Genomic DNA, 22,706 nt, shown 5'->3' with positions numbered 1-22,706 from the left:
CTGGCTAGCGGCAGAGTGTTTCGGGCTTTTGCCTGACAGGTCGTGTTCAGCTCCAGTCAGTGCAATAAGGCCTTTTGACTTTGATCTGTCAGATGAGTGGACAGGATTTGTAGGACGCTTGCCTAGCGGCGCAAGGCAAGCAAGACAACCCCGGCCGTGATCAGGCCGATTCCGCCCCATTGGCGCAGGTCGAGTTTTTCGCCCAGCAGGACAACGCCAAGAACAGCCACCAGCACCACGCTGAGTTTGTCCACTGGGGCAACCAGTGACGCCGGGCCGACCTTGAGTGCGCGGAAATAGCAGATCCACGATGCACCGGTGGCAAGGCCCGACAACAGCAGGAACAGGTAGCTCTTCGCAGAGATCGATCCCAATGACTGATATTGGCCCGTGGCGTACAAAATCAAGGCCAGGCTGACCAATACCACTATCGTACGTAGCAGGGTGGCGAAGTCGGAATTGACGCTTTCAATGCCGATTTTCGCGAAAATGGCGGTCATTGCCGCGAATGCCGCCGATAACAGGGCCCAGAATGTCCAGGAAGAAAAAAAGCCTGTGCCCATGTGTTTGCGCCTCCAAGATCAGTTAAGGCCAGCACAGAAAGGCTAGATTGCTTCCAGCTTGGCATACCCCAGCATCAGCCACTTGCTGCCTTCGCTGAAGTTCACCTGCACCCGGGCCTGGGCCCCGGCGCCTTCGAAGTTGAGGATCACGCCATCGCCAAACACCGAGTGGCGTACGGTCTGGCCGAGGCTGAAGCCGGTCTGCGGAATCTCGCTGCCGCTGAACAGGTTGCTGCCACTCATCGACTGGTTGCCACCAAACGGACGGCTGACGCTGTTGGACAGCCGCACTTCCTGAATCAGGCCTTTCGGAACTTCGCGTACGAAGCGCGACACCTTGTTGTAGGTCTCGCTGCCATAAAGGCGTCGGGTTTCGGCATAGGTCATCACCAGGTTCTGCATGGCCCGGGTGATGCCAACGTAGGCCAGACGACGTTCTTCCTCAAGGCGACCGGGCTCTTCCAGGCTCATCTTGTGCGGGAACAGGCCTTCTTCCATGCCCACCAGGAACACGTAAGGGAATTCCAGGCCCTTGGCGCTGTGCAGGGTCATCAGTTGAATGCTGTCTTCGTGCTCGTCGGCCTGCGTATCGCCGGCTTCCAGCGATGCGTGACCGAGGAACGCTGCCAATGGCGTCAGCTCTTCGTCTTCTTCGCTGTTTTCGAAGTTGCGCGCGGCGCTGACCAGTTCCTCAAGGTTTTCTACCCGGGCCTGGCCTTTCTCGCCTTTTTCCGCTTCGTGATAGGCAATCAGCCCCGACTGCTCGATGACGGTCTGGGTCATCAGGTGCAGTGGCATTTCCATGCACTTGGCGGCGAGGTTCTCGATCAGCTCGATAAACGCGCCCAGGGCGCCGGCCGCACGACCGGTCAGGCCTTTGTTGGCCACCAGTTGGCGCATCGCTTCCCACATCGACACATCGCTGTGGCGCGCATGGTCGCGGATCGCTTCGACGGTTTTCTCGCCGATGCCACGGGCCGGTACGTTGATCACCCGTTCCAGCGCGGCGTCGTTGCCACGACCTTCGAGCAACCGCAGGTAAGCCATGGCGTTTTTGATTTCGGCGCGTTCGAAGAAGCGTTGGCCGCCATAGATGCGGTAGGGAATGCGCTCGCGCAGCAAGGCTTCTTCCAGAACCCGAGATTGGGCGTTGGAGCGGTACAGAATCGCGATATCGCTACGTGACAAGCCGGTTTTCAGCGCACTTTCGATGGTTTCGACAACGTAACGTGCTTCGTCGTGCTCGTTGAAGGCGGCGTACAGGTTGATCGCTTCGCCGTCGCCGCCGTCTGTCCACAGCTCTTTGCCCAGGCGCCCGGTGTTGTTGGCGATCAAGGCGTTGGCAGCCTTCAGGATGCCGGCGGTGGAGCGATAGTTTTGCTCCAGGCGAATGGTTTCGGCGTCCGGGAAGTCTTCGGAATACTGGTAGATGTTCTCGATTTTCGCGCCGCGCCAGCCGTAGATCGACTGGTCATCGTCGCCTACGACCATCAGGCTGTCGCCACCCTTGGCCAGCAGGCGCAACCAGGCGTATTGCACGGCGTTGGTGTCCTGGAACTCATCCACCAGGATGTGCCGGAAGCGCTTTTGATAGTGAGCGAGCAGGCCTGGGTGATCGCGCCACAGATCGAGGGCGCGCAGCAGCAATTCGGAGAAGTCGATGACGCCCGCACGCAGGCAGGCGGCCTCGTAGGCTTCATAGATGCCGCGCATGGTCGCCAGGAACAAGTCACCACTGGCCTGGATGTGTTGCGGGCGCAGGCCTTCGTCTTTCTGGCCGTTGATGAACCATTGGGCCTGACGGGCCGGCCAGCGCTGTTCGTCCAGGCCGAGTTCGCGGATCACCCGCTTGACCAGCCGCTGCTGGTCATCGCTGTCGAGAATCTGGAAGGTCTGGCTCAAGCCCGCTTCCTGCCAGTGTGCCCGCAGAAGGCGGTGCGCCAGGCCGTGGAAGGTGCCGACCCACATGCCGGCCGGGTTGATACCCATCAACTGTTCGATGCGTTGGCGCATCTCGGCAGCGGCCTTGTTGGTGAAAGTCACCGACAGGATGGAGTGGAGTGAGGCGTTTTCGACCTGGATCAACCAGGCGATACGGTGCACCAGCACTCGGGTTTTACCGGAACCAGCACCGGCCAGGACCAACTGACGACCCACGGGGGCCGCTACGGCCTGACGTTGGGCATCGTTGAGGGAGTTCAGCAGAAGGGAGAGATCATCGCGCATCGGGGCATTCTAGGGGGCCGCGACACACCGGGCAAACCCCGCTTTGCTTTAACCGATGAAAGTTATGCGAAGGACGACCGGTCAGTCATCGGCTGCGGGCGTTGGCGGGGCGTGCCTCCCGCGTTTTCGGGGGCATCGGCGGCTGAAATATTTGGCGATTTATTGATCAGCAGCAGTTTGGTCCGGGCAAATGCTTGTGTATGCTCCGAGCAGTTTCGGGCCCATGCTCATCATTATAAGAACAAGAACATCGCCTATGACCCTCAGCTTCGACCTGTCGGGCCCCACTGTGGAGCCCCGGGAGATCCGTAAACAGTACGCCATGGAAATGGCGGTCGAACGCACGCGCCTGCTGTATCAAGGCTCGCTGCTGCCCACGTTGTTCATGCTGATCAATGGCCTGGTCTGTGCCGGTTTGCTCTGGAGCCCACAGCGCTATTTCCTGGTCAGTGTCTGGCTGGTGTGGTTGTTGTCATTGGTGGCATTGCGGGTAATTCAGGTCGCAGCCTTCGATTCGGCCATTCCCAATCGTCAGGCCCATCCCATTTGGTGGCGGATGTTTTTGCTGGGTTCCGGCCTCACCGGACTGACCCTGGCCGGTGCCGGCATCGCGCTGGTTCCCGCCGACAACTTCATTCAGCAAGCCTGGGTCTTCGGCCTCATCGGTGCTGCGGCGCTCTCGGCCAGTGTGGCTTATGCGGTCAGCTTGCCGGCCTTTCTGTCATTCACCTTGCCCTGCCTGTTGCCGGCCATCGCCTATATGTTTTGGGGAGCTGACGAACAGCAGCACGGTTGGGGCTGGTTCGGGCTGATCCTGCTCGGTGCATTGAATGTGGTTGCCTGGCAAGTCAATCGATTGATCGATCGGGGCTTGATGCGACGTTTTCAGAATCAGGCACTGATCGAGCATCTACAGCAGGCGCAAAGCTGCAGTGATCAGCTCAATCAGAAGCTGGCCAAGGAAATAGAGCAGCGTCGACGTGCCGAGGACGAGTTGCGAGAGATCCAGGTCGACCTGGAAGACCGGGTCGCCCAGCGCAGCCTGGAACTGGACGCCGCCAACCAGGCACTGAGCAAGAGTGAGGCGCGCCTGGCGCTGGCATTGAAGGCCAGTGAGTTGGGATTGTGGGACTGGAATCTGCAAACCGACGAAGTCCATCACACGCAAATTCAGGAATTGTTCGGCCTGGAGCCGGAGCAGGTCACGGCATTACTGCGCCACCTCAAGCCGCGCCTTCATCATGAGGATCTTCCTGCGCTGAAAAGGGCGCTGGTCGAGCATTTGAAGGGTCGCACCGAGGACTATCAGATCGAGTACCGCGTGCGGCATGGCGACGGCCACTGGGTCTGGATCGAGGACCGTGGGCGGGCAGTTGAGCGTGCCGACAACGGCCGGGTGATTCGCATGGTCGGCACTCGCCGCGACATCAGCGCCAGCAAAGGCCTGGAAGAGCAGCGGCAACTGGCGGCGACCGTGTTCGAGGCGGCCAGCGAAGGGATTGTGATTTTCGATCCGAACTACGTCCTGATCGCGATCAATCAAGCCTTCAGTCGGGTGACGGGCTATGACATTGACGACATGATCGGACGCAATGTCGTTGAGTTGCCATGCAGTCGCGATGCACGTCGGCATTACGCCGCAATACATCAAGCGCTGGAGCAGGAAGGCAGCTGGCAGGGCGAATTGGTGGAGACCCGCAAGAACGGGGAGATGTATCCGCAATGGTTGCAACTGAATGCCGTGCGCGATACCCGGGGAAATGTAAGCCATATTGTAGGCTTCTTCGCTGATCTATCGGCTCGCCGAGAATCCGAAGAGCGCATGCGCTATCTGACCCATTATGACGAACTTACCGGTCTGGCCAACCGCGCGATGTTCCGCGAACGACTCAGCGAGGCTCATCAACGAGTGCGACAGGGCGGTTATCGCAGCCTGGCGTTGCTGCACATCAATCTCGATCGGTTCAAGCAACTCAACGACAGCCTGGGGCATGAAGTCGCCGACCAGTTGTTGCAGAAAATGTCCCGGCGACTGGTGAATGCATTGCCTGAGGCAGACACCATCGCGCGCCTTTCCGGTGATGAGTTTGCGGTGCTGTTCAACGCCTACGGCAACCTTTCGAGCCTGGCCCGGGTGGCGACGCGTCTGGCGAGCAAGTTGCGTTTGCCCGTGACTATTGACGGGCATGAGTTGGTGGTCAGCGCGTCGATGGGCATCAGCTTGTTGCCGGACAGCGCCCGGGAAATTTCCGCGTTGGTCAGTCAGTCGAACATGGCCATGCAGCACGCCAAACACCTGGGTGGCGATAATTTCCAGTTTTACACCGACAGCTTGCAAGCCAGCACGCTGGAGCGTTTACAGCTGGAAAACCACCTGCGCAAAGCCATCGAAGACAAACAGCTGAAGGTGTTTTACCAACCGAAACTGTGCCTGGCCACTGGCAGGTTGAATGCCGCCGAAGCCTTGGTGCGTTGGGATCATCCGACTATGGGCCGCGTGCCGCCGGGGGATTTCATCGGCCTGGCTGAAGAAACCGGATTGATCGGCCCGATCGGTGAGTTCGTGCTGCGTCAGGCCTGCTGGCAAGCCTGTGAGTGGCAACGGCAGGGGCTTGAAGCGATTAGGGTGTCGGTCAATCTGTCGGTGCATCAATTGCGCCAGGGCAAGCTGGTCAGTCTGGTGCGGCAGGTGCTGGAAGAGACCGGGCTGGCGCCGCAACTGCTTGAGCTGGAGCTCACCGAAAGCCAGTTGCTGGACAGCGTCGAACACATCATCGCAACCTTCCAGCAGTTGCGTGATCTCGGGGTGAAATTGGCCATTGATGATTTCGGCACCGGTTACTCATCCCTGAGCTACCTCAAGCGCATCCCGGTGGATTACGTGAAAATCGACCAGGCCTTTATCCGCGGGTTGGGAGAGGGTACCGAGGATGCTGCGATCACACGGGCGATCATTGCCATGGCTCACGGCCTGAAGCTGAAGGTCGTGGCGGAAGGGGTGGAGCGGGAAGAACAGCTTGAGTTCCTGAAAGCCGAGCGCTGCGATGAAGTGCAGGGCTATTTGATCAGCCGCCCGGTCGAGGCCGAGACGTTAGCCGGCTTGCTGCACGCGCAAGCCGCAAGTTGACGAGGGTACGTAAGGCGCTTTTGTCCTGTAAAACGCGCACCCGGCGCAGCTGGATAGGCGCCATGGGTGCTACATGAAGCGCGGGCACCTGAAATCGAGGGATTCGGTAACGCATTGAGCAGGCAAAAAGCCAATTCATGTAGTATAACTACAAGCGTGCTACATCCCCGGCACCTGCCAATAACAAAGAGTCCAGCCCCTTGAATCTGCTGCAACACATCGCCCAGTCTCGCCACCTGTTACGCAAGTCGGAGCTCAAGGTCGCCGACCACGTGCTGCTTGATCCTGCGGCCGTGATGCACAGCTCCATGGCCGACCTGGCCCACAGCGTGGGCATCAGTGAACCGACCATCGTGCGTTTTTGCCGTGCCATCGGTTGTTCCGGTTTTCAGGACCTGAAGCTGAAGCTGGCCCAGAGCCTGGCGGCAGGTGCGAGTTTCGGCCAGTTTGCGATCCATGAAGATGATTCGGTCGCCGACTACAGCCTGAAAATCTTCGACACCACCCTGCATACGCTGATGGAAGTTCGCGAGAAACTCGATCCGCTGGAATTGCAGCGGGCGGTGACGCTGATGTCCCAGGCCCAACGTGTCGAGTTCTACGGCTTCGGTGCCTCGGGTGCGGTCGCGGCGGACGCTCAGCACAAGTTCTTCCGCTTGCTGCTTACCGCTGCGGCGTATTCCGACCCGCACATGCAGGCGATGTCGGCCGTGACGCTCAAGCCAACCGACGTGGCGATCTGCATTTCCCAGTCCGGGCGTTCCAAGGACCTGCTGATCACCGCTAACCTGGTGCGCGAAAGCGGCGCCTCGTTGATCACCCTGTGCCCGAGCCAGACGCCGTTGGCCGAACTGTCTACGGTCAATCTGGCGATCGATGTTCATGAAGACACTGAAATCTATACGCCGCTGACTTCGCGCATCGCCCACCTGGTGGTGATCGACGTGCTGGCGATGGGCGTGGCCATGGCGCGTGGCCCGAGCCTGGTCAACCACCTCAAGAGCGTCAAGCGCAGCCTGCGCAGCTTGCGGTTGTCGCCCAAGTCGGTGAAAGCGCTGGACGACTAAGATCAAAGGATCGCAGCCTTCGGCAGCTCCTACAGGTATTCGCGTTCCTGTGTAGGAGCTACCGAAGGCTGCGATCTTTGCTTCTGAATGTTCATCTCCCTGTAACGCCCAAGCCGCCAAACCGTCATCCCTCGCGCCTATCTTGAAACTCCCGTACTCGCCTTGGGAGACTCGAAATGGCCATGCCCTACGAAGAACGCAACAGCGCTGTCAAAACCCGTCGTCAGCAAGAAGATCAGCGCCGCATGGAATTCCGCCGCGCCATCGAAGATCGCTGCGAACGCCGTCAGCTTCTGGCCGAAATTGGCGATTTTCCGGAGTTGGAACTCAACTTCTGGCAGGCATCTCCCTCGGCGTCCCGTCGAAACGCTCAACCAGCGCGCTGATCTGAATCCGTTCGCTGCGGATAAACGCCAGGAAGGCGTGAGCCACCGGTGACAGGCGTTTCGCCTTGGCCTGCACCAGGCACCAACTGCGAAACAGTGGCAGCTCTTCAACCGGTAGCTCGATCAGTCCACCGGTTGCCAGTTCAAGGCTCAGGGCGTGGCGCGTCAACAGCGCAACGCCCAAGCCTGCCAGTACACATTCACGCTGAGCTTCGGCAGACGAGACCTCCTGGGTCTGGTTGAAGTGCACGCGCTTCTCTTTGAAGTATTCTTCACACGCCAGCCGCGTCCCGGAGCCTGGCTCGCGCAGCAGCAGTGTGTAGGGCTCGAGATCCTGCAGGCGCAGCGGTCCCATATGGCACAGCGGATGATCCGGTGGCGCCACGGCGACGATTGGGTTGTTCAGGAACGGCAGGAATTCCAGGCCCATATCCTGAGGCACCATAGACATGATCACCAGGTCGTCGCGGTTGTCCGACAGACGCCGAATGACCTGGCCGCGATTGACCACCGTCAGTTGCAGGTTCACTTCCGGGTGCTGGCGTTTGAACGCGGCAAACAGATGCGGCACGAAGTATTTGGCGCTGGATTCAATCGCCAGTTTCAGCTGCCCCTGCAACGAGCCCTGCATGTCCGACAGCTGCATGTCGAGGTTTTCCAGGCGCCCGAAAATATCCCGACTGGCCCGCTGTAACGCTTCAGCCGCTTCGGTCATGTAGAGTTTTTTGCCGACGTAATCGAACAAAGGCTGGCCAATCAGCTCTTCAAGTTGACGAATCTGTAGGCTGACGGCAGGTTGTGTGAGCGACATTTCTTCGGCCGCACGGCTGTAGGAGCGCAAATCACAGACCTCGTTGAAGATCTGCAATTGCCGCAAAGTCATACGCATCAATGACTTACGCATTATTGGGTCGCTCTCGTCGCTGGCTGGTGAATCAACTATAAGTCTTTACTTATGCACGACCCAATTTTTATTCATTTTTGTTAATCCCTTGTGGGCGCTAGTGTGGACCTGCGACCAAATTGAAACATTTGGTCACGCGTCGACCTGGGTCTAGCAGGTCGTGGGTACCACCGGCTCAAGGGAACCTCCAAGTGATAACAAAGATCCTGATCGCCAACCGTGGTGAGATTGCCGTACGAATCGTGCGTGCCTGCGCCGAAATGGGCATTCGCTCGGTCGCGATCTATTCCGATGCCGACCGTCATGCCTTGCACGTCAAGCGTGCGGACGAGGCCCACAGCATTGGTGCCGAACCGCTGGCCGGTTACCTGAACCCGCGCAAGCTGGTGAACCTGGCCGTGGAAACCGGTTGCGATGCGCTGCACCCCGGCTACGGTTTCCTTTCGGAAAACGCCGAACTGGCGGACATCTGCGCCGAGCGCGGTATCAAATTCATTGGTCCATCGGCTGAAGTGATTCGCCGCATGGGCGACAAGACCGAAGCCCGCCGCAGCATGATCAAGGCCGGTGTGCCAGTCACTCCAGGCACCGAAGGCAACGTCGCGGACATCGCAGAAGCCCTGACTGAAGGCGATCGCATCGGTTACCCGGTAATGCTCAAGGCCACGTCCGGTGGTGGCGGCCGCGGCATTCGTCGCTGCAACAGCCGCGAAGAACTCGAACAGGCTTTCCCGCGTGTCATTTCCGAAGCCACCAAGGCTTTTGGTTCGGCGGAAGTGTTCCTGGAAAAATGCATCGTCAATCCGAAGCACATCGAAGCGCAGATTCTTGGCGACAGCTTCGGCAACGTGGTGCACCTGTTCGAGCGTGACTGCTCGATCCAGCGTCGCAACCAGAAGCTGATCGAGATCGCCCCGAGCCCGCAACTGACCCCTGAACAGCGCGCCTATATCGGCGACCTGTCGGTGCGCGCAGCCAAGGCCGTGGGTTACGAGAACGCCGGTACCGTGGAGTTCCTGCTCGCCGAGGGCGAGGTGTACTTCATGGAGATGAACACCCGGGTGCAGGTGGAACACACCATCACCGAAGAAATCACCGGTATCGACATTGTCCGTGAGCAGATTCGCATTGCCTCCGGCCTGCCGCTGTCGGTGAAACAGGAAGACATCCAGCACCGTGGTTTCGCCCTGCAATTCCGGATCAACGCCGAAGACCCGAAGAACAACTTCCTGCCGAGCTTCGGCAAGATCACTCGTTACTACGCGCCCGGCGGTCCTGGCGTGCGTACCGACACGGCGATCTACACCGGCTACACCATCCCGCCTTACTACGACTCCATGTGCCTGAAACTGGTGGTGTGGGCGCTGACCTGGGAAGAGGCGATGGACCGTGGTTTGCGCGCCCTGGACGACATGCGTCTGCAAGGGGTCAAGACCACCGCCGCGTACTACCAGGAAATCCTGCGCAATCCGGAATTCCGTAGCGGACAGTTCAACACCAGCTTCGTTGAAAGCCACCCTGAACTGACCAACTACTCGATCAAGCGCAAACCCGAAGAGCTGGCCCTGGCCATCGCCGCCGCCATCGCCGCCCACGCAGGCCTGTGAGGAATATTCCAATGACTAAGAAAATCCACGTTACCGACACAATCCTGCGCGACGCCCACCAATCGCTGCTCGCCACCCGCATGCGCACCGAAGACATGCTGCCGATCTGCGACAAGCTCGACAAAGTCGGCTACTGGTCGCTGGAGTGCTGGGGCGGCGCGACGTTCGACGCCTGCGTACGTTTCCTGAAAGAAGATCCGTGGGAGCGTCTGCGCCAGCTGCGCGCGGCGCTGCCTAACACCCGCCTGCAAATGCTGCTGCGCGGTCAGAACCTGTTGGGCTACCGCCACTACAGCGACGACGTGGTCAAGGCCTTCGTCGCCAAGGCAGCGGTCAACGGCATCGACGTGTTCCGCATCTTCGACGCCATGAACGACGTGCGTAACCTGCGCGTGGCCATCGAAGCGGTGAAAGCTGCCGGCAAGCACGCCCAGGGCACCATCGCCTACACCACCAGCCCGGTGCACACCATCGAGGCCTTCGTGAACCAGGCCAAGCAAATGGAAGCCATGGGTTGCGACTCGGTAGCGATCAAGGACATGGCCGGCCTGCTGACCCCGTACGCCACCGGCGAACTGGTCAAGGCCCTGAAAGCCGAGCAATCGCTGCCAGTGTTCATTCACTCCCACGACACTGCTGGCCTGGCCGCGATGTGCCAAATGAAGGCCATCGAAAACGGCGCCGATCACATCGACACCGCGATCTCCAGCTTCGCCTGGGGCACCAGCCACCCGGGTACCGAGTCGATGGTCGCCGCCCTCAAAGGCAGCGAGTTCGACACCGGCCTGAACTTGGAACTGCTGCAGGAGATCGGTCTGTACTTCTACGCCGTGCGCAAGAAGTACCACCAGTTCGAAAGCGAATTCACCGCCGTCGACACCCGTGTACAAGTCAACCAGGTACCGGGCGGGATGATTTCCAACCTGGCAAACCAGTTGAAAGAGCAGGGCGCACTCAATCGCATGAGCGAAGTGCTGGCCGAAATCCCGCGGGTTCGTGAAGACCTCGGCTTCCCGCCGCTGGTGACCCCGACGTCGCAGATTGTCGGCACCCAGGCGTTCTTCAACGTGCTGGCCGGCGAGCGCTACAAGACCATCACCAATGAAGTGAAGCTGTACCTGCAAGGCGGCTACGGCAAGGCGCCGGGCACCGTGAACGAACAACTGCGTCGTCAGGCCATCGGCAGCGAAGAAGTGATCGACGTTCGCCCGGCCGATCTGCTCAAGCCGGAAATGGCCAAGCTGCGCGCCGATATCGGTGCACTGGCCAAGTCTGAAGAAGACGTGCTGACCTACGCCATGTTCCCGGACATCGGTCGCAAGTTCCTCGAAGAGCGTGCTGCGGGCACCCTGACACCTGAAGTGCTGTTGCCGATTCCTGAAGCCGGCGGCGTCGCCTCGGCGGGTGGCGAAGGCGTACCGACCGAGTTCGTCATCGACGTTCACGGCGAAACCTACCGCGTCGACATCACCGGTGTGGGCGTCAAGGCCGAGGGCAAGCGTCACTTCTACCTGTCCATCGACGGCATGCCGGAAGAAGTGGTGTTCGAACCGCTCAACGAATTCGTCGGTGGCGGCAGCAGCAAGCGCAAGCAAGCCACTGCTCCGGGTCACGTCAGCACCACCATGCCGGGCAACATCGTCGACGTGCTGGTCAAGGAGGGCGACACCGTCAAGGCAGGCCAGGCCGTGTTGATCACCGAAGCGATGAAGATGGAAACCGAAGTCCAGGCTGCCATCGCCGGTAAAGTCACCGCCATTCACGTGGCCAAGGGCGACCGGGTGAACCCGGGCGAGATCCTGATCGAGATCGAAGGCTGATTTAACAGCCGCGATTCAACGCTTTATACCTCGGGGGAGCATGTGCTCCCCTTTTTTTGCCCGGTATTCGGCGATCAGACTCCCCGGCATCGTCAGTAATACAATTTTCGGTTTTGTTGCTCTCGAATTATTGGTTCAGTTGGATCTGCATTATTTTGCGTTTTTCATGTTTTTAAGCGACTGTATCTGCATTTAAATACACATTGGCGCTGTGCTTGCTTTCTTTATGTGCACTATATTGCATCCAGTGTGATAATTATTCTGAGATATGTGCATTTTAATGCAGGTGGTGTTGTCATGTACGATCTGACTTTACAGATCTATTGGGCAGGAAACTGGCACGACGCCATGGTTTTGAGCTTCGACAGCCCTGAAAAAGGCTTCGAAAGTCGCTGCAGTTTTGGCTATCAACAAACGTATCTTTTTGAAAATTACGAGGATATTGGAACTCCGTTCGCCAAGGCAGTGAGCGCGAGATTCCCTTTGGATTGGGATGGCAGACGATCCAATGCGCCAGCATTCGTACATGATATTGCACCCGCCGGTGCAGCCAAAAGGTTCCTTTTGGCGCATATAGGCAAAGACAAGCCCGCGGACGTCAATGCAGACCTCTACCTGTTGGCGAGAAGCACGCCGGCGCCGATTGGAAATATACGGGTCAAGGAATCTGCTGAAGCGGTGGATCAGCGTGAACCGATAGGTTTCGAGCGGCAGGACGTCATCAGTCGCAATAATCGATTTCTTGAGTACGCCTATGAGCAGGGGGCTGCCATTGGTGGAGCAACAGGTGCAGGTGGTGAGGCGCCGAAGCTTTTGTTGGCCCAGAACAAGGCGGGGTTACTGTACCCGGATGCAGTACTTGACGACGCCGATGTCACTCAACATTGGTTTGTGAAGTTCGCCCGCAACAAAGGACTGGAAACGGATCAGGTAATCCTCAGAAGCGAGTATCACTACTACCGGGCTATCCAGAGTCTGGGGATCGAGACTGTGGCAGTCGAAGGGCTTGCGCTGGAGGAAGCGACCAAACCCAGCTTGTGGATGCAGCGTTTTGACCGCCAGGTGACCGCCCAAGGCGTCGAACGCTTTGCCGTGGAGTCAATCTACTCGCTGGCAAACATCACGACACCGGGTAGCGCTTTGAATCACATGGACGTTATCCGGTTGTTGGCAGGACTTTGGCGGGAGGCGGGGCAGGCGGATCAAATTCCGAATCTCGTTGCCGATTATCTTCGTCGGGATCTGATCAACAAAATCCTCGGCAACTCGGATAACCACGGACGCAATACCGCAATCATCCGTGATGACGCCTCGTTTCGCCTTGCACCCATCTATGATCTGGCGCCCATGGTGATGGACGACGAAGGTGTGACACGCACCACCAAGTGGCCAAAAGAATTTGAGAGAGCGGGTGACGTTAATTGGCGTGGGGTGTGCCGTACATTGGCCGACATCACTGCCCCGGAAGACCCATTAGCCGCTTTAAGTGACGTACAGGATTCATTTGAGCGATTGCGTGAGGATGCAAATCGTCTGATGGCGCTCCCCGATATTCTGGCTGCCAGCGGCCTGCCTGACGCGACCATGAATCACCCGCAAATTGCATTGAGAAATCTGGAGCAACGTTTGAAAGAGTGGGGCTTGAAATGAGCATGACCGTTGCTGAGCGCACAGTGCTCATAGAAAGCATTCAAGAAGATTTAGCTCAGGGCACTCTTGAAATTGGCGAAGCGGTTCGCCGATTGCGAGTCGAGGTTACCGGCCTGCACCAGACTCAATTTGCGAAAATGTGCAAAATATCGGTGCGTACGCTGGTGCATATCGAGCACGGAGAAGGGAATCAGACGCTGAAGTCGTTGAACGCCGTATTCAGGCCGTTTGGATTGAAGATGGGGGTGGTGCGAATTCGGCGTGATATCAGCTGAATCCGCATGGCTATGGCGAGGAAGTCCGCTTGCTCGCCACAGGTTTTGCTCAGATGGTCAGCTGCGACATTCCGCCAACGTTTTTGCCTGCCCCGAAGCCGTCTGGTTCTCATCGCCCAGCCACTTCTCGAAACCCGCGCCAATCGCTGGCCACTCCGAGTCCAGAATCGAGTACCACGCGGTGTCGCGATTCTGGCCCTTGACCACCATGTGCTGACGGAACACCCCTTCAAAACTGAAGCCCAGGCGCTCGGCCGCGTATTTGGAGCGGGCGTTGGCGTTGTTGCATTTCCATTCCAGGCGACGATAGCCCAGGGCAAAGGATTCCTTGGCCAACAGGTAAACCGCCTCGGTGCTTTTCGGCGAGCGCTGCATCGGGGCGCCGAAGGTGACGTGGCCGATTTCGATGCGACCCTGGGCCGGGACGATGGACATCAGGCTGAGAATGCCCTGGACCTCGCCGCTGGCGCGGTCGATCACGCTGAAGAAATACGGGTCGCTGCTGGCCGCGTGGTTGTTCAGCCAGTCGTTGAAGACGCTGCGCTCCGGGAAGGGGCCGTAAGGCAGATAGTCCCAGAGTTTCGGGTCGGCGCCGGGGCCTTGCAGGGCGTTGAACAAGTCGTCACCGTGGCGCGCCGGGTCGAGTTTTTCCAGGCGGATGTAACGCCCTTCGATCAGTTGAGTCGTGGGGGCCGGGACGCCTTTCCAGTCGGCGAGTGAAATCGACATGCTGTTCTCCTTGAACCTAGATGGCTTTACGAAACTGGATGAAACCCGGGCGTTCGGCGATGCGCTCGTAGAGCTGGATCGCGGTGGCGTTGGTTTCGTGGGTCAGCCAGTGAACCTTGTTGCAACCGTCGGCCTTGGCCGTGGCGTAGACGAACTCGATCAACTGGCGGCCGACGCCGGTGCCACGGGTTTCAGGGACCACCAGCAAGTCTTGCAGGTAGCAGGAGTTCTCGATGGCCCAGTTCGAACGATGGTAGATGAAATGCACCATGCCCACCGCTTTACCGTCGACCCGGGCGAGGGCGGCGTGGGTTGGCTCGTTCGGATCGAGCATGCGCTGCCAGGTGCTTTGGGTGACGGCCTCCGGCAATTCGGTTTTGTAGAAGCGCAGGTAGGCTTGCCACAGCGGCAACCAGGCCGCGTGATCACCGGCGGTGACTTGGCGAATGTCGATTTGACTCATGGTGACTTCCTTAGCGCATCAATTGGGCGAGGGTTTGGTCGTTGACGTCTAGGCTGGCGGCCAGGCCTTTGCGCACGCCGTCGATGTCGGCGGGGCTGCGGTTCTGGCTGAGTTTGCGCTTGCCTTCCAGGCGGTCGATGGGAATGGCGAAACCGACGATGGCCTTGAGCATGCCGTCGATGTATTCGGCGGGGGCATCGGCCACTGACCACGGTTGGGCGCGGCCAGCTTCATGACGGTCGGTGAGGGTGCTGACGATGTCGAGCAGCCGCCCGCCATCGCTAAAGGTTTCGGCTCGGCCATAGGCGTGTACGGCGACATAGTTCCAGGTCGGCACGACTTTGCCGTGTTCGGCCTTGCTCGGGTAGAAGCCAGGGCTGACGTAGGCGTCGGCACCGGCAAAAATCAGCAGGGCTTCGGCGCCGTCGCGCAGGTCTTTCCACTGTGGATTGGCTTTGGCCAGATGCCCGTACAACGTGCCGTTCGAGCCTTGTTCGCAATGCAGCAGCACCGGTACATGGCTGGCTTGCAGGCCGCTTTCACCGTGGGTCACCAATATGGCGAGGCGGGTGGCGAGGATCAGTTCATGCAGTTGGGACAACTCGTCGATGGCAAAAGCGCGTGGCGTGTACATGGAGATATTTTCCTTGGCGAATGCTTGCATCCTAGGCAGGCTATTGGTCTGTTGTAAGAGCCATTAATGACCAATTTCATGGGTCCATTGCGATGACCAGCGAACCACTGTCCCTGACCTTCAATCCCGCAGGTATCGAACTTGATCGTCGCCAGGGGCTGAGTCGTCAGCTCTACCAGGCATTGCGCACGCGCGTGTTGGATGGGCGACTGGCCAGCGGTACGCGTCTGCCTGCCAGTCGTGATCTGGCCGCCGCGCTGGCGATTTCCCGTAACAGCGTGGTGCGTGCCTACGATCAGTTGTACGCCGAAGGGTTTATCGAAGGGCGGGTAGGCGACGGGACTTATGTGGCGCAATTGCCCCAGGCAACCGTACCGGCAAAAAAACTATCCACAAATGTATCCACAGGGTTTTCAACAGGGTTACCCACAGCCTTATCCACAAATTGCCCCGATTTACCTGTTGATCCATCCAGCAAAGTTATCCACAACGATCCGTTGACTCGAGTCAAAAACAACCATTTGGCCAGTCCGCCGAGCGGTCCACCCCGGGCATTTCGGGTCGGTGTCCCGGCGTTCGATCTGTTTCCATTCGAGGTCTGGGCCAAGCTGAATGCGGCTTTCTGGCGCAAACCGGATTTTCAACAGTTGTGCTACGGCGACCCGGCAGGCGATGCACGGTTGCGCGGGATGATCGCTGCGTATTTGCGCAGTTCGCGGGGCATGCAGTGCACGGCTGAACAAATTCTGATCACCAGTGGCGCGCAGCAGGGAATCAGCCTTTGTGCACAGTTGCTGGTAGAGCCTGGTGACAGGGTGGCGATTGAAAATCCGGGGTATCGGGCAGCCGGTCATGCCTTCGCCGTGGCGGGCGCACGGCTGCATGGGGTAGTGGTGGACAGCGAAGGCATCAATTGCAGCGAACTGTCAGCACTCGATGATTGTCGGCTGACCTACGTTACGCCGTCCCACCAGTATCCCACCGGTGTGGTCATGAGCCTGGCGCGCCGCCTGGAGTTGCTGGCCTGGGCCGAGCGCACCCAAGGCTGGATCGTCGAGGATGATTACGATGGCGAGTACCGCTACAGCGGCGCGCCACTGGCGCCTTTGGCGGCACTCGATCGTCACGGGCGGGTGTTGTATGTCGGTACGTTCGGCAAGGTCGCGTTTCCGGCGTTGCGTCTCGGTTATCTGGTGCTGCCGCCGGGGCTGGTGCAGGCCTTTGCACAGCGACGTGCGGTGGACGTGCGGCATTCCGAAGTCAGCACCCAGGTGGTGATGGCCGAGTTCATGGCGGCCGGGCATTTCCAGCGGCACATCCGGCGCATGCGGCGTGCGGCGTTAAGTCGGCGCAACACCTTGCTCAATGGTTGGCCGCAGGATATTCCAGGCGTCGGCAAGCTGCCCACCGTCGCCGCGGGACTGCACATGACCGTGCCGGTCGACAGCGTGGCCCGTGAGCGCGAGCTAATCGAGTTGGCGAGCGGTGTCGATGTCGAGGTCAACGGCTTGAGCAGCTATTGGTTGCCGGAGTCCGCAACCCCGATGGATCAACGCGCCGGTCTGGTACTGGGCTTTGCCGCAGTGCCCGAAAAGGCCATCGAGGCGGCATTGCAACGGTTGCGGGCGGTGTGGCGTGCCGGCTGAAGCGCGCGGATTGGCAGTCCGCACGCTTATAGGCTTCCCTGTGTTGTGCCAGGAGGCCAATTGGCGCTCCCGGGTTTACGAGAAGAACAGCGCACGTGCCAGTTGCGGGCTGATCTGGCTGCGATAGATAGCAATCACTTGCGGGTTGGTGGTGGCCGAGCGCAGGTCGTATGTGCCCGTCAGCAGGCGTTGATCCCGCAGTTTCAGATGTGCAGCGGTGAAGGCGTCGACCGGCGCGTCCTGGCTGGCGTAGTGGAAATGCGCATACCACAGCACTTGCTGGTTTCGGCGTTCGCGAATTTCATACTCCTGCATGTAGTCCTTGCGCGGGCCCTTGAGCCGGCGTCGATCACTGCTGCGCACAATGTCGATTTCATTTTTGCTTCGCAGCCATTCGACGCGGGCGGCCGTGGGTGGTTGCTGTTTGGTCATATCGATGCGTATTCGTTGACCCTCGGCGTACAGTCGATCTCGCGCCTGGTTCAACTCCGCAGCCAGCTGCGTTGCGGCAACTTCGGGTTCATCGGTGCTGTTGGAGCTGATCAGGGATTGTTCCAGGGTCCTGGCACTCTGGTCGAAATGGTCGGCTTTTTGCTGGAACAGTTCCTCGATTTCCACCGGGATGCGGCCGGGCTTTTTTGCGCTCGCTTCGGATTGCTGGATAAAGCTTTCCAGGCCATCGAGCAGTATCCGGCCATGGGCCATTTGCGTGTTGAGTGCCGGTGCTGGAGTCGTCGGACGGCGACGTCTGGCAGGAACCCGTTCAAGCCAGACCCCAGGTGTTTTTTCGTGAAAGGTGGCGATGACTTTTCCGGTCACGGGCGCGTGCACATCAAGCAGAACCGGCTCACCCGGTGCAGAAGGGCGGACTTCGCCAACGACCGTGCCATTGAAGCGTGTTTTCACCACCCGTTTGCGCGAAGCCGGTGTAGGTCTGGAAGTTCCTGGCCTGGGTTCCCTGGGCAGCTCCTCTCGCAGCAACTGCGCCAGGCAGCCTTCGGTGTCCTGCTGGAATTCGCTGACCCGGTTGCGCAAATGCCTGAGCGGTTGCTCGTGTGCTGCATCCTTGTGGTTGAGGGCGAAGTCATCGAAGGATTGATCGATGGCCACGAACTGTTCGAGCATGCCATTGAGGGCATCGATGCGTTCACCTGACGCCCAGGCGTTATCTCGCAGTATCAGCTCTTGCGAGGTCTGGATAACCAGATTGGTCGTGTCGAGCAGGCGCTCGAATTCGCTTCGGGCTTCGTTCAACGCAACGCTGTCACCTTCTTTGAGGCATACCCCGCGGGACAGCGAAACCTGAAGCGCCTTGAGTTCGTTCGGGCTGTAAGCCGGCAGTTTTGCCTTGTAGGTGCTGACCATTTCCGCAGCGCTTCTACCTAGTCGACTCAACTCCTGGAAGCGTGATTGAGCAAACTCGATTTTGCCGATCATGTCCTCCGTCAGGTCGATCATTTTTTGATAGCTCGCTCGCCCGCCAGTCCCGTCTGCCGTTTCTTCCGCCTCCAGCAGCGCCAGAGTCTCGCGCAGGTTTTGGGTGAATATCGGTTTTTTTTGATCGAGCCATGTCTGGTTGAAAAACAGTTGGGTGCCGAGCATCTCGACCATGTCGGTGCGGAAGCTGGAAACCGTATCGAGCAGGTTCAGCGATTTCAATTGTTCAATGGGGGCCGCGTATTGGGCGGTGCGTCCATCAAGTTTGTCGAGGAATTGCTGTTGAATGGCAGGCCGTGTCTCGTCGCTGGCGGCCTTCATTTGGTTGTAGGCATCCGTCAGCTCTGAACGTGCGCTTTCGCGTTCGTTATTGAATTCGGCCAACTGCTGTTTGAGCTCGGTGACGCGCTGGCGATTCTGTTGTTTCAATGCCTTGCGCCGACTCGACAAACCGCCGCCCCGCAGACGCAGGCGCGTATCGACAAACCAATCACCCCGTTGATTGCTGATCAATGCTGGGCCGCTATGTGGGGGGGGCTGCTGTGAGTCGATCATCGATACCTCACCTGTTTCCTCAACGGCCACTTCGAACCAGCGCTCACCGACCGGGGCGTAGTACTGGGTCCCGTGGCGATAGAGATGGCGGTAGACGCCGTTATTGCTGTCGGGTGGGGTGAGTGGTTCGGGTTTGGTGACTTTGAAGCGATCCAGGGTTTTCTCCAGGCTCAGGGCGGCACCCGTCAGCACGGATATTCGATGCTGCGAAGAGGCTGGTTCGACGCCGGTATCGGGTAGCTGAACAACCACAACCGGCGGGGATGCCGGTTTGTCCTCAACTTCGGTCGCGACCTTTGGTGAGGTTTTTTCCTCGACTCTGCGGGCAGTCGCATGGCGCGTGCTGGCGTGGTGGGCGAGCACCATGGCCAGGGTCAGCAGCAGGTCAGTCATCGCTGTTTTCTGCTGCTGTCGGTCACCGCTCTCGCCGGCGTCCACCGTTTGTTGCAGGTCATCCAGTACCTGCCAGATCCAGGCGGCCGTGCCGACGGTGCGGCCGAGAAAAGGCAGCGCTGCGTTTAGAATCATCCACGCCGCTTGCTTGAAAGTCGCCCAGCGATTCTGCGTATTGGACACCGATTGCCGTTGCGCCAGCTGGACCAGCGCGTTGACGTTGGCCTTGAACAGGTTGGCCAGGTAATCGGAAGCGACGATTCCGGTACCCAGGGAAAGCGTGCCGCCCATTTGCAGTGGGGTCAGTGGGTCAGCCAGGAGTTGCGAGAGGGACCAGACCGAAGGCCGATCGCCGGTGAACACGTAGTTCGCGTAATTGGCGCGTACGCTGTCCGGCAACCAGGCGAGCACCGATTGACGCAGTGCCGGCGTGTGTTTGATGGCATAGACCAGGTTGGCCGCTGTCGGGTACTGGTTCAACTGCTGATCGAGCAGCGGGCGGTAAAGCAGGCACGGGCCTTTGTCCATCTGCCGTGGGCCGATCACGAACATGTTGGCCACTTCGTCCGCAGAGGCACTCAGGCGCCAGCCGGGTTTGAACGCCAGCGGGCGAATGACAATTTCCTGGCCATCCACCCAGCGGTTGGCATCAAGCACCTGAACCACAGCCGCGACATAGCGGTAACCCCGTTCATCAATCCCGCCCTGTGTGCGAATCTTTTGCTGCAACGCCAGCAGCGGAAGCTCGACCCGCAAGTGGCTGGTGAACAGATTCTGGCGCCGCAGGCGCTCAAGGGGATCGTCGAGCAGTTTGCTTTTGATCAGCGTCGGATAGGTCTTGCCAATATCGACGCTGGTGATCAGCGCCTCCAGGTAACTCACCGTCAACCATGTCGGCAGCGCTGCGGCGCTGGTGCTGTGCACGGTTTTGTTACCCAGCGGCAGGGCAATCAGGTTTTGCAGTGTAAGGTCGGCCAGGCTCAGCGTGGTGCGCTCGGGCTCGACCAGCGGCACGAAGGCGCCCCAGACCACCACGCTATCGACCACGATCTCGATGTCCGCCAGATTCAACTGTGCGGCATCTGCGTGCTCTTTGAGCATGGCATCGTGCAGTTGATCCAGGGCGAATTCGCGGATCGGCTTGATCCCGTCCTGAAACGACTGACCGGCGTTCTGATTCTGTACTTGTGCCAGATCCATCAGGTGACGGCTGTAAGCGGTGAGATCGCTGGAGGAAGCGCTGGCCATCCAGTCTGGCAATGCTTGCTCGACCCGATTGAATCGAGAGGGATTTTGTTTGTCCTTTGGGTCGAGCTCGCTCGTTGAGCGGCTGATGTGCGGTGCCAGGTCAGGATTCACTGCCGCGCTATCGTTCGCCAGGGCGCCAATCGAGTCCGCTTGCAGGGCAATCAGGTTGCACGCCAGATGGTCGAAGTAATTGCCCTCCGGCTCGATCAGGCGCCATTGCAGGGTGTTTCCGGGTGTTTGTCCGTCGGTGTACGTCAGCAAGGATTCGCCCAGTTCCTGCAACGAGTCGTATGTCTGAAAGCCGTGGGTAATGGTGTGAGTAATGATGAGGCTGCGGGTGCCCTGGGTTCCGATCAGTACTGCCATGTCGAGGATGTTGAGGTGTGTCGAGACACCGTCGCTCAAGCCGTCGAGGTCGATCAGGCATGCCCGTGAATGATAGGGGTCGTGAGGCTCGCGCGTGCTTTTGTCCGGGTAAGCGAACAGGTTGCGGGCCATGGCGTAGCGGTCGGTATCCCAGTTCGTGTTCGATTCGATGTTCCACAGTTCGCGCAGCGAGTTGGACAGGCTTTTCCACCGTGGAGCGGACGCTCGGGTGTACTGGTTCCAGTAGTCGACCTGTTGCTCTTGAAACGCGACAAACAGCAGCGGCGCCAACTCGTTGAGCAGTCGCCCGATGGCATCGATTCTGACGGGTAATTGCGCGGGAATCGGTTTCAGCGGTTGCAGCGTGAGGTAGTGCTCGCCATCGAGGTAGATCACGGGGGTGGCTGCTACACCATGGCGTACCAACGCGTCGGTCAAGGATTCAAAGCGGCGTGGTCCTGGGGCGACACGCTGTTCGTGAAAGGTCCAGGTCGGGGTAACCACCATGGCCAGGCGCGGGTCGATGTGCAGGTCCGGGTACAGCGCTTTCAGGGCCGGTTGCAAGGCATGAGTGGCGACCTCCCTGATCGAGGGGCCTGCCACCAATTGGGTAAGCAAGTCGTCTTGATCGGCTGAGAGATCGGGAGCGGAAGGAGAGGTTGAAGTATCGGGCATGGGTCACATCCTGTTTGGGGGATTGGCACCGTTGAACGTTCGGTGTGCGATCTCCCGCAAGGTAGTGACGGGCAGGACGGTGTTGGCGGTAAATAAGTATTGCGGGCAAAAAACCGCGTAAACGCAGGTCTTGATAACGACGGGTTGACCAGTTCCGTGTCGTCCTTGTTCGGGTTCAGGTAACCCACCATGTCGTAGCCGGGGGGCATAGTTAAGCGTCGAAGTTGTAGTTGTAGTTGTAACAAAGTTATATGAAACACTTTCAGGATTGACCGGGCCTGTTAATGCGCATAAATAATTAGTGCGTAACGGAGAAAGTGTGTGCGCTAGCAAAGTCGATAATTGCTTTCGTGTCTCCTTATTGCCGTTTTATATATCTATTTATCATTCGACCCAATGAAGTCATGACCTGAATTCGGGCGTTTTTTTTGCTTGAGCTCATCAAGGAATATTTCTATGAAACATTTACACGCAAAGTGCCTGAAAGCAGCGATGGAAGCAACGAGGTGCCAGGGCCTGCGACAGGTAACGGGCGACTACTTTACTGCAACGATTGATGGTGCTGCCTTTGACGCCGACGACGTTCAAGGCTTTATCAGTTTTGGTGTAAGGATCGTGGTGGGAGTCATTTATGAGGGAAATAATCGGCGATATATATCCGTGGCGGCCGATGAAGATCTTGGTGACGGAGAGCATGATGTCAGTCTCGATGGAAAAGTCACCATCGGCTATATGATAGAAAATGCAGGGGAACCGAATCTGGAATATCCTGCGGAGTCTGGTCGAGCTCGTATTTGTTGTGAGGGTAATCAACAGGAGTTCTCTGGTTCTTTCAATGTAACACTGATTAAAGAGTCTCCTTACAAAGAAATTGAAGCAACTTTCAAAGTGACAAATTTGCATCGCCTGGCCTGAGTTTCAACAATAAAACCTCC

At 58.7% G+C, this 22,706-nt stretch carries 16 protein-coding genes; 9 read left to right on the top strand and 7 right to left on the bottom strand.

Features of this window, described 5'->3' with window-relative positions:
• Window positions 1-122: 122 nt before the first annotated feature.
• A complete protein-coding gene (locus AABM52_RS30255; protein ID WP_347909808.1) occupies window positions 123-563 on the bottom strand; it encodes an EamA family transporter in 441 nt (146 codons plus the stop codon).
• 42 nt (window positions 564-605) lie between these two features.
• Complete coding sequence (gene uvrD / locus AABM52_RS30250) at window positions 606-2,789, bottom strand: DNA helicase II (protein WP_347909807.1); 2,184 nt, start codon at window positions 2,787-2,789, stop codon at window positions 606-608.
• Window positions 2,790-3,045: 256 nt separating this feature from the next.
• Between uvrD and AABM52_RS30245 the strand changes: the two genes are divergently transcribed.
• The 3 genes from AABM52_RS30245 to AABM52_RS30235 all read left to right on the top strand — a co-directional run bounded on the left by AABM52_RS30245 (window position 3,046) and on the right by AABM52_RS30235 (window position 7,369).
• Window positions 3,046-5,916, top strand: a complete 2,871-nt coding sequence (locus AABM52_RS30245) for an EAL domain-containing protein (RefSeq protein WP_347909806.1) — start codon at window positions 3,046-3,048, stop codon at window positions 5,914-5,916.
• A gap of 200 nt (window positions 5,917-6,116) precedes the next feature.
• Window positions 6,117-6,983 carry a transcriptional regulator HexR gene (gene hexR, locus AABM52_RS30240; protein WP_007954250.1) on the top strand — a complete coding sequence of 289 codons (867 nt, stop codon included), beginning with the start codon at window positions 6,117-6,119 and terminating at the stop codon, window positions 6,981-6,983.
• Window positions 6,984-7,159: 176 nt separating this feature from the next.
• Entirely contained in the window at window positions 7,160-7,369 is a 210-nt protein-coding gene (locus AABM52_RS30235) for a PA3496 family putative envelope integrity protein (protein ID WP_046038865.1), read from the top strand.
• Here the strand turns inward: AABM52_RS30235 and AABM52_RS30230 are convergent.
• Entirely contained in the window at window positions 7,311-8,273 is a 963-nt protein-coding gene (locus tag AABM52_RS30230) for a LysR family transcriptional regulator (RefSeq protein ID WP_150671917.1), read from the bottom strand. The two genes, AABM52_RS30235 and AABM52_RS30230, sit on opposite strands and share 59 nt — an antisense overlap.
• Before the next feature lie 191 nt (window positions 8,274-8,464).
• Between AABM52_RS30230 and AABM52_RS30225 the strand changes: the two genes are divergently transcribed.
• From AABM52_RS30225 to AABM52_RS30210, 4 genes are all read left to right on the top strand, one after another.
• Window positions 8,465-9,880, top strand: a complete 1,416-nt coding sequence (locus AABM52_RS30225) for an acetyl-CoA carboxylase biotin carboxylase subunit (RefSeq protein WP_347909805.1) — start codon at window positions 8,465-8,467, stop codon at window positions 9,878-9,880.
• 11 nt (window positions 9,881-9,891) lie between these two features.
• The gene (gene oadA, locus AABM52_RS30220) at window positions 9,892-11,700 is read left to right on the top strand and encodes a sodium-extruding oxaloacetate decarboxylase subunit alpha (protein ID WP_347909804.1); all 1,809 of its coding nucleotides are present in this window, start codon (window positions 9,892-9,894) and stop codon (window positions 11,698-11,700) included.
• A 297-nt stretch (window positions 11,701-11,997) separates the two neighbouring features.
• Window positions 11,998-13,350 carry a HipA domain-containing protein gene (locus AABM52_RS30215; RefSeq protein ID WP_347909803.1) on the top strand — a complete coding sequence of 451 codons (1,353 nt, stop codon included), beginning with the start codon at window positions 11,998-12,000 and terminating at the stop codon, window positions 13,348-13,350.
• A complete protein-coding gene (locus AABM52_RS30210; protein ID WP_347909802.1) occupies window positions 13,347-13,625 on the top strand; it encodes a helix-turn-helix transcriptional regulator in 279 nt (92 codons plus the stop codon). Before AABM52_RS30215 ends, AABM52_RS30210 begins: the two co-directional genes overlap by 4 nt.
• Before the next feature lie 57 nt (window positions 13,626-13,682).
• Here AABM52_RS30210 and AABM52_RS30205 read toward each other — a convergent pair whose 3' ends face one another.
• Genes AABM52_RS30205 through AABM52_RS30195 form a run of 3 tightly spaced genes read right to left on the bottom strand, consistent with a single transcriptional unit; the run spans window position 13,683 to window position 15,451 of the window.
• The gene (locus AABM52_RS30205) at window positions 13,683-14,354 is read right to left on the bottom strand and encodes a GNAT family protein (RefSeq protein WP_347909801.1); all 672 of its coding nucleotides are present in this window, start codon (window positions 14,352-14,354) and stop codon (window positions 13,683-13,685) included.
• Between the two features lie 16 nt (window positions 14,355-14,370).
• Complete coding sequence (locus AABM52_RS30200; RefSeq protein ID WP_347909800.1) at window positions 14,371-14,817, bottom strand: GNAT family N-acetyltransferase; 447 nt, start codon at window positions 14,815-14,817, stop codon at window positions 14,371-14,373.
• A gap of 10 nt (window positions 14,818-14,827) precedes the next feature.
• Window positions 14,828-15,451, bottom strand: a complete 624-nt coding sequence (locus tag AABM52_RS30195; protein WP_347909799.1) for an FMN-binding negative transcriptional regulator — start codon at window positions 15,449-15,451, stop codon at window positions 14,828-14,830.
• 92 nt (window positions 15,452-15,543) lie between these two features.
• On the opposite strand from AABM52_RS30195, the gene AABM52_RS30190 reads away from it, so the two are divergent.
• Window positions 15,544-17,097, top strand: coding sequence for a PLP-dependent aminotransferase family protein (locus tag AABM52_RS30190; RefSeq protein ID WP_347909798.1), 1,554 nt, complete (start codon window positions 15,544-15,546; stop codon window positions 17,095-17,097).
• A 75-nt stretch (window positions 17,098-17,172) separates the two neighbouring features.
• On the opposite strand, the gene AABM52_RS30185 is transcribed toward AABM52_RS30190, so the two are convergent.
• Complete coding sequence (locus AABM52_RS30185; RefSeq protein WP_347909797.1) at window positions 17,173-21,771, bottom strand: hypothetical protein; 4,599 nt, start codon at window positions 21,769-21,771, stop codon at window positions 17,173-17,175.
• 456 nt (window positions 21,772-22,227) lie between these two features.
• Here AABM52_RS30185 and AABM52_RS30180 point away from each other — a divergent pair, with 456 nt between their 5' ends.
• Window positions 22,228-22,686 (top strand): hypothetical protein, encoded by a 459-nt coding sequence (locus tag AABM52_RS30180; RefSeq protein ID WP_347909795.1) that lies wholly within the window; start codon window positions 22,228-22,230, stop codon window positions 22,684-22,686.
• The last annotated feature ends 20 nt before the right edge of the window (window positions 22,687-22,706 follow it).

It is taken from the genome of Pseudomonas grandcourensis (assembly GCF_039909015.1).
GTDB lineage: Bacteria > Pseudomonadota > Gammaproteobacteria > Pseudomonadales > Pseudomonadaceae > Aquipseudomonas > Aquipseudomonas grandcourensis.
The sequence above is the reverse complement of the archived record's forward strand: the minus strand, read 5'-3'. Positions and strand labels throughout refer to the sequence as shown.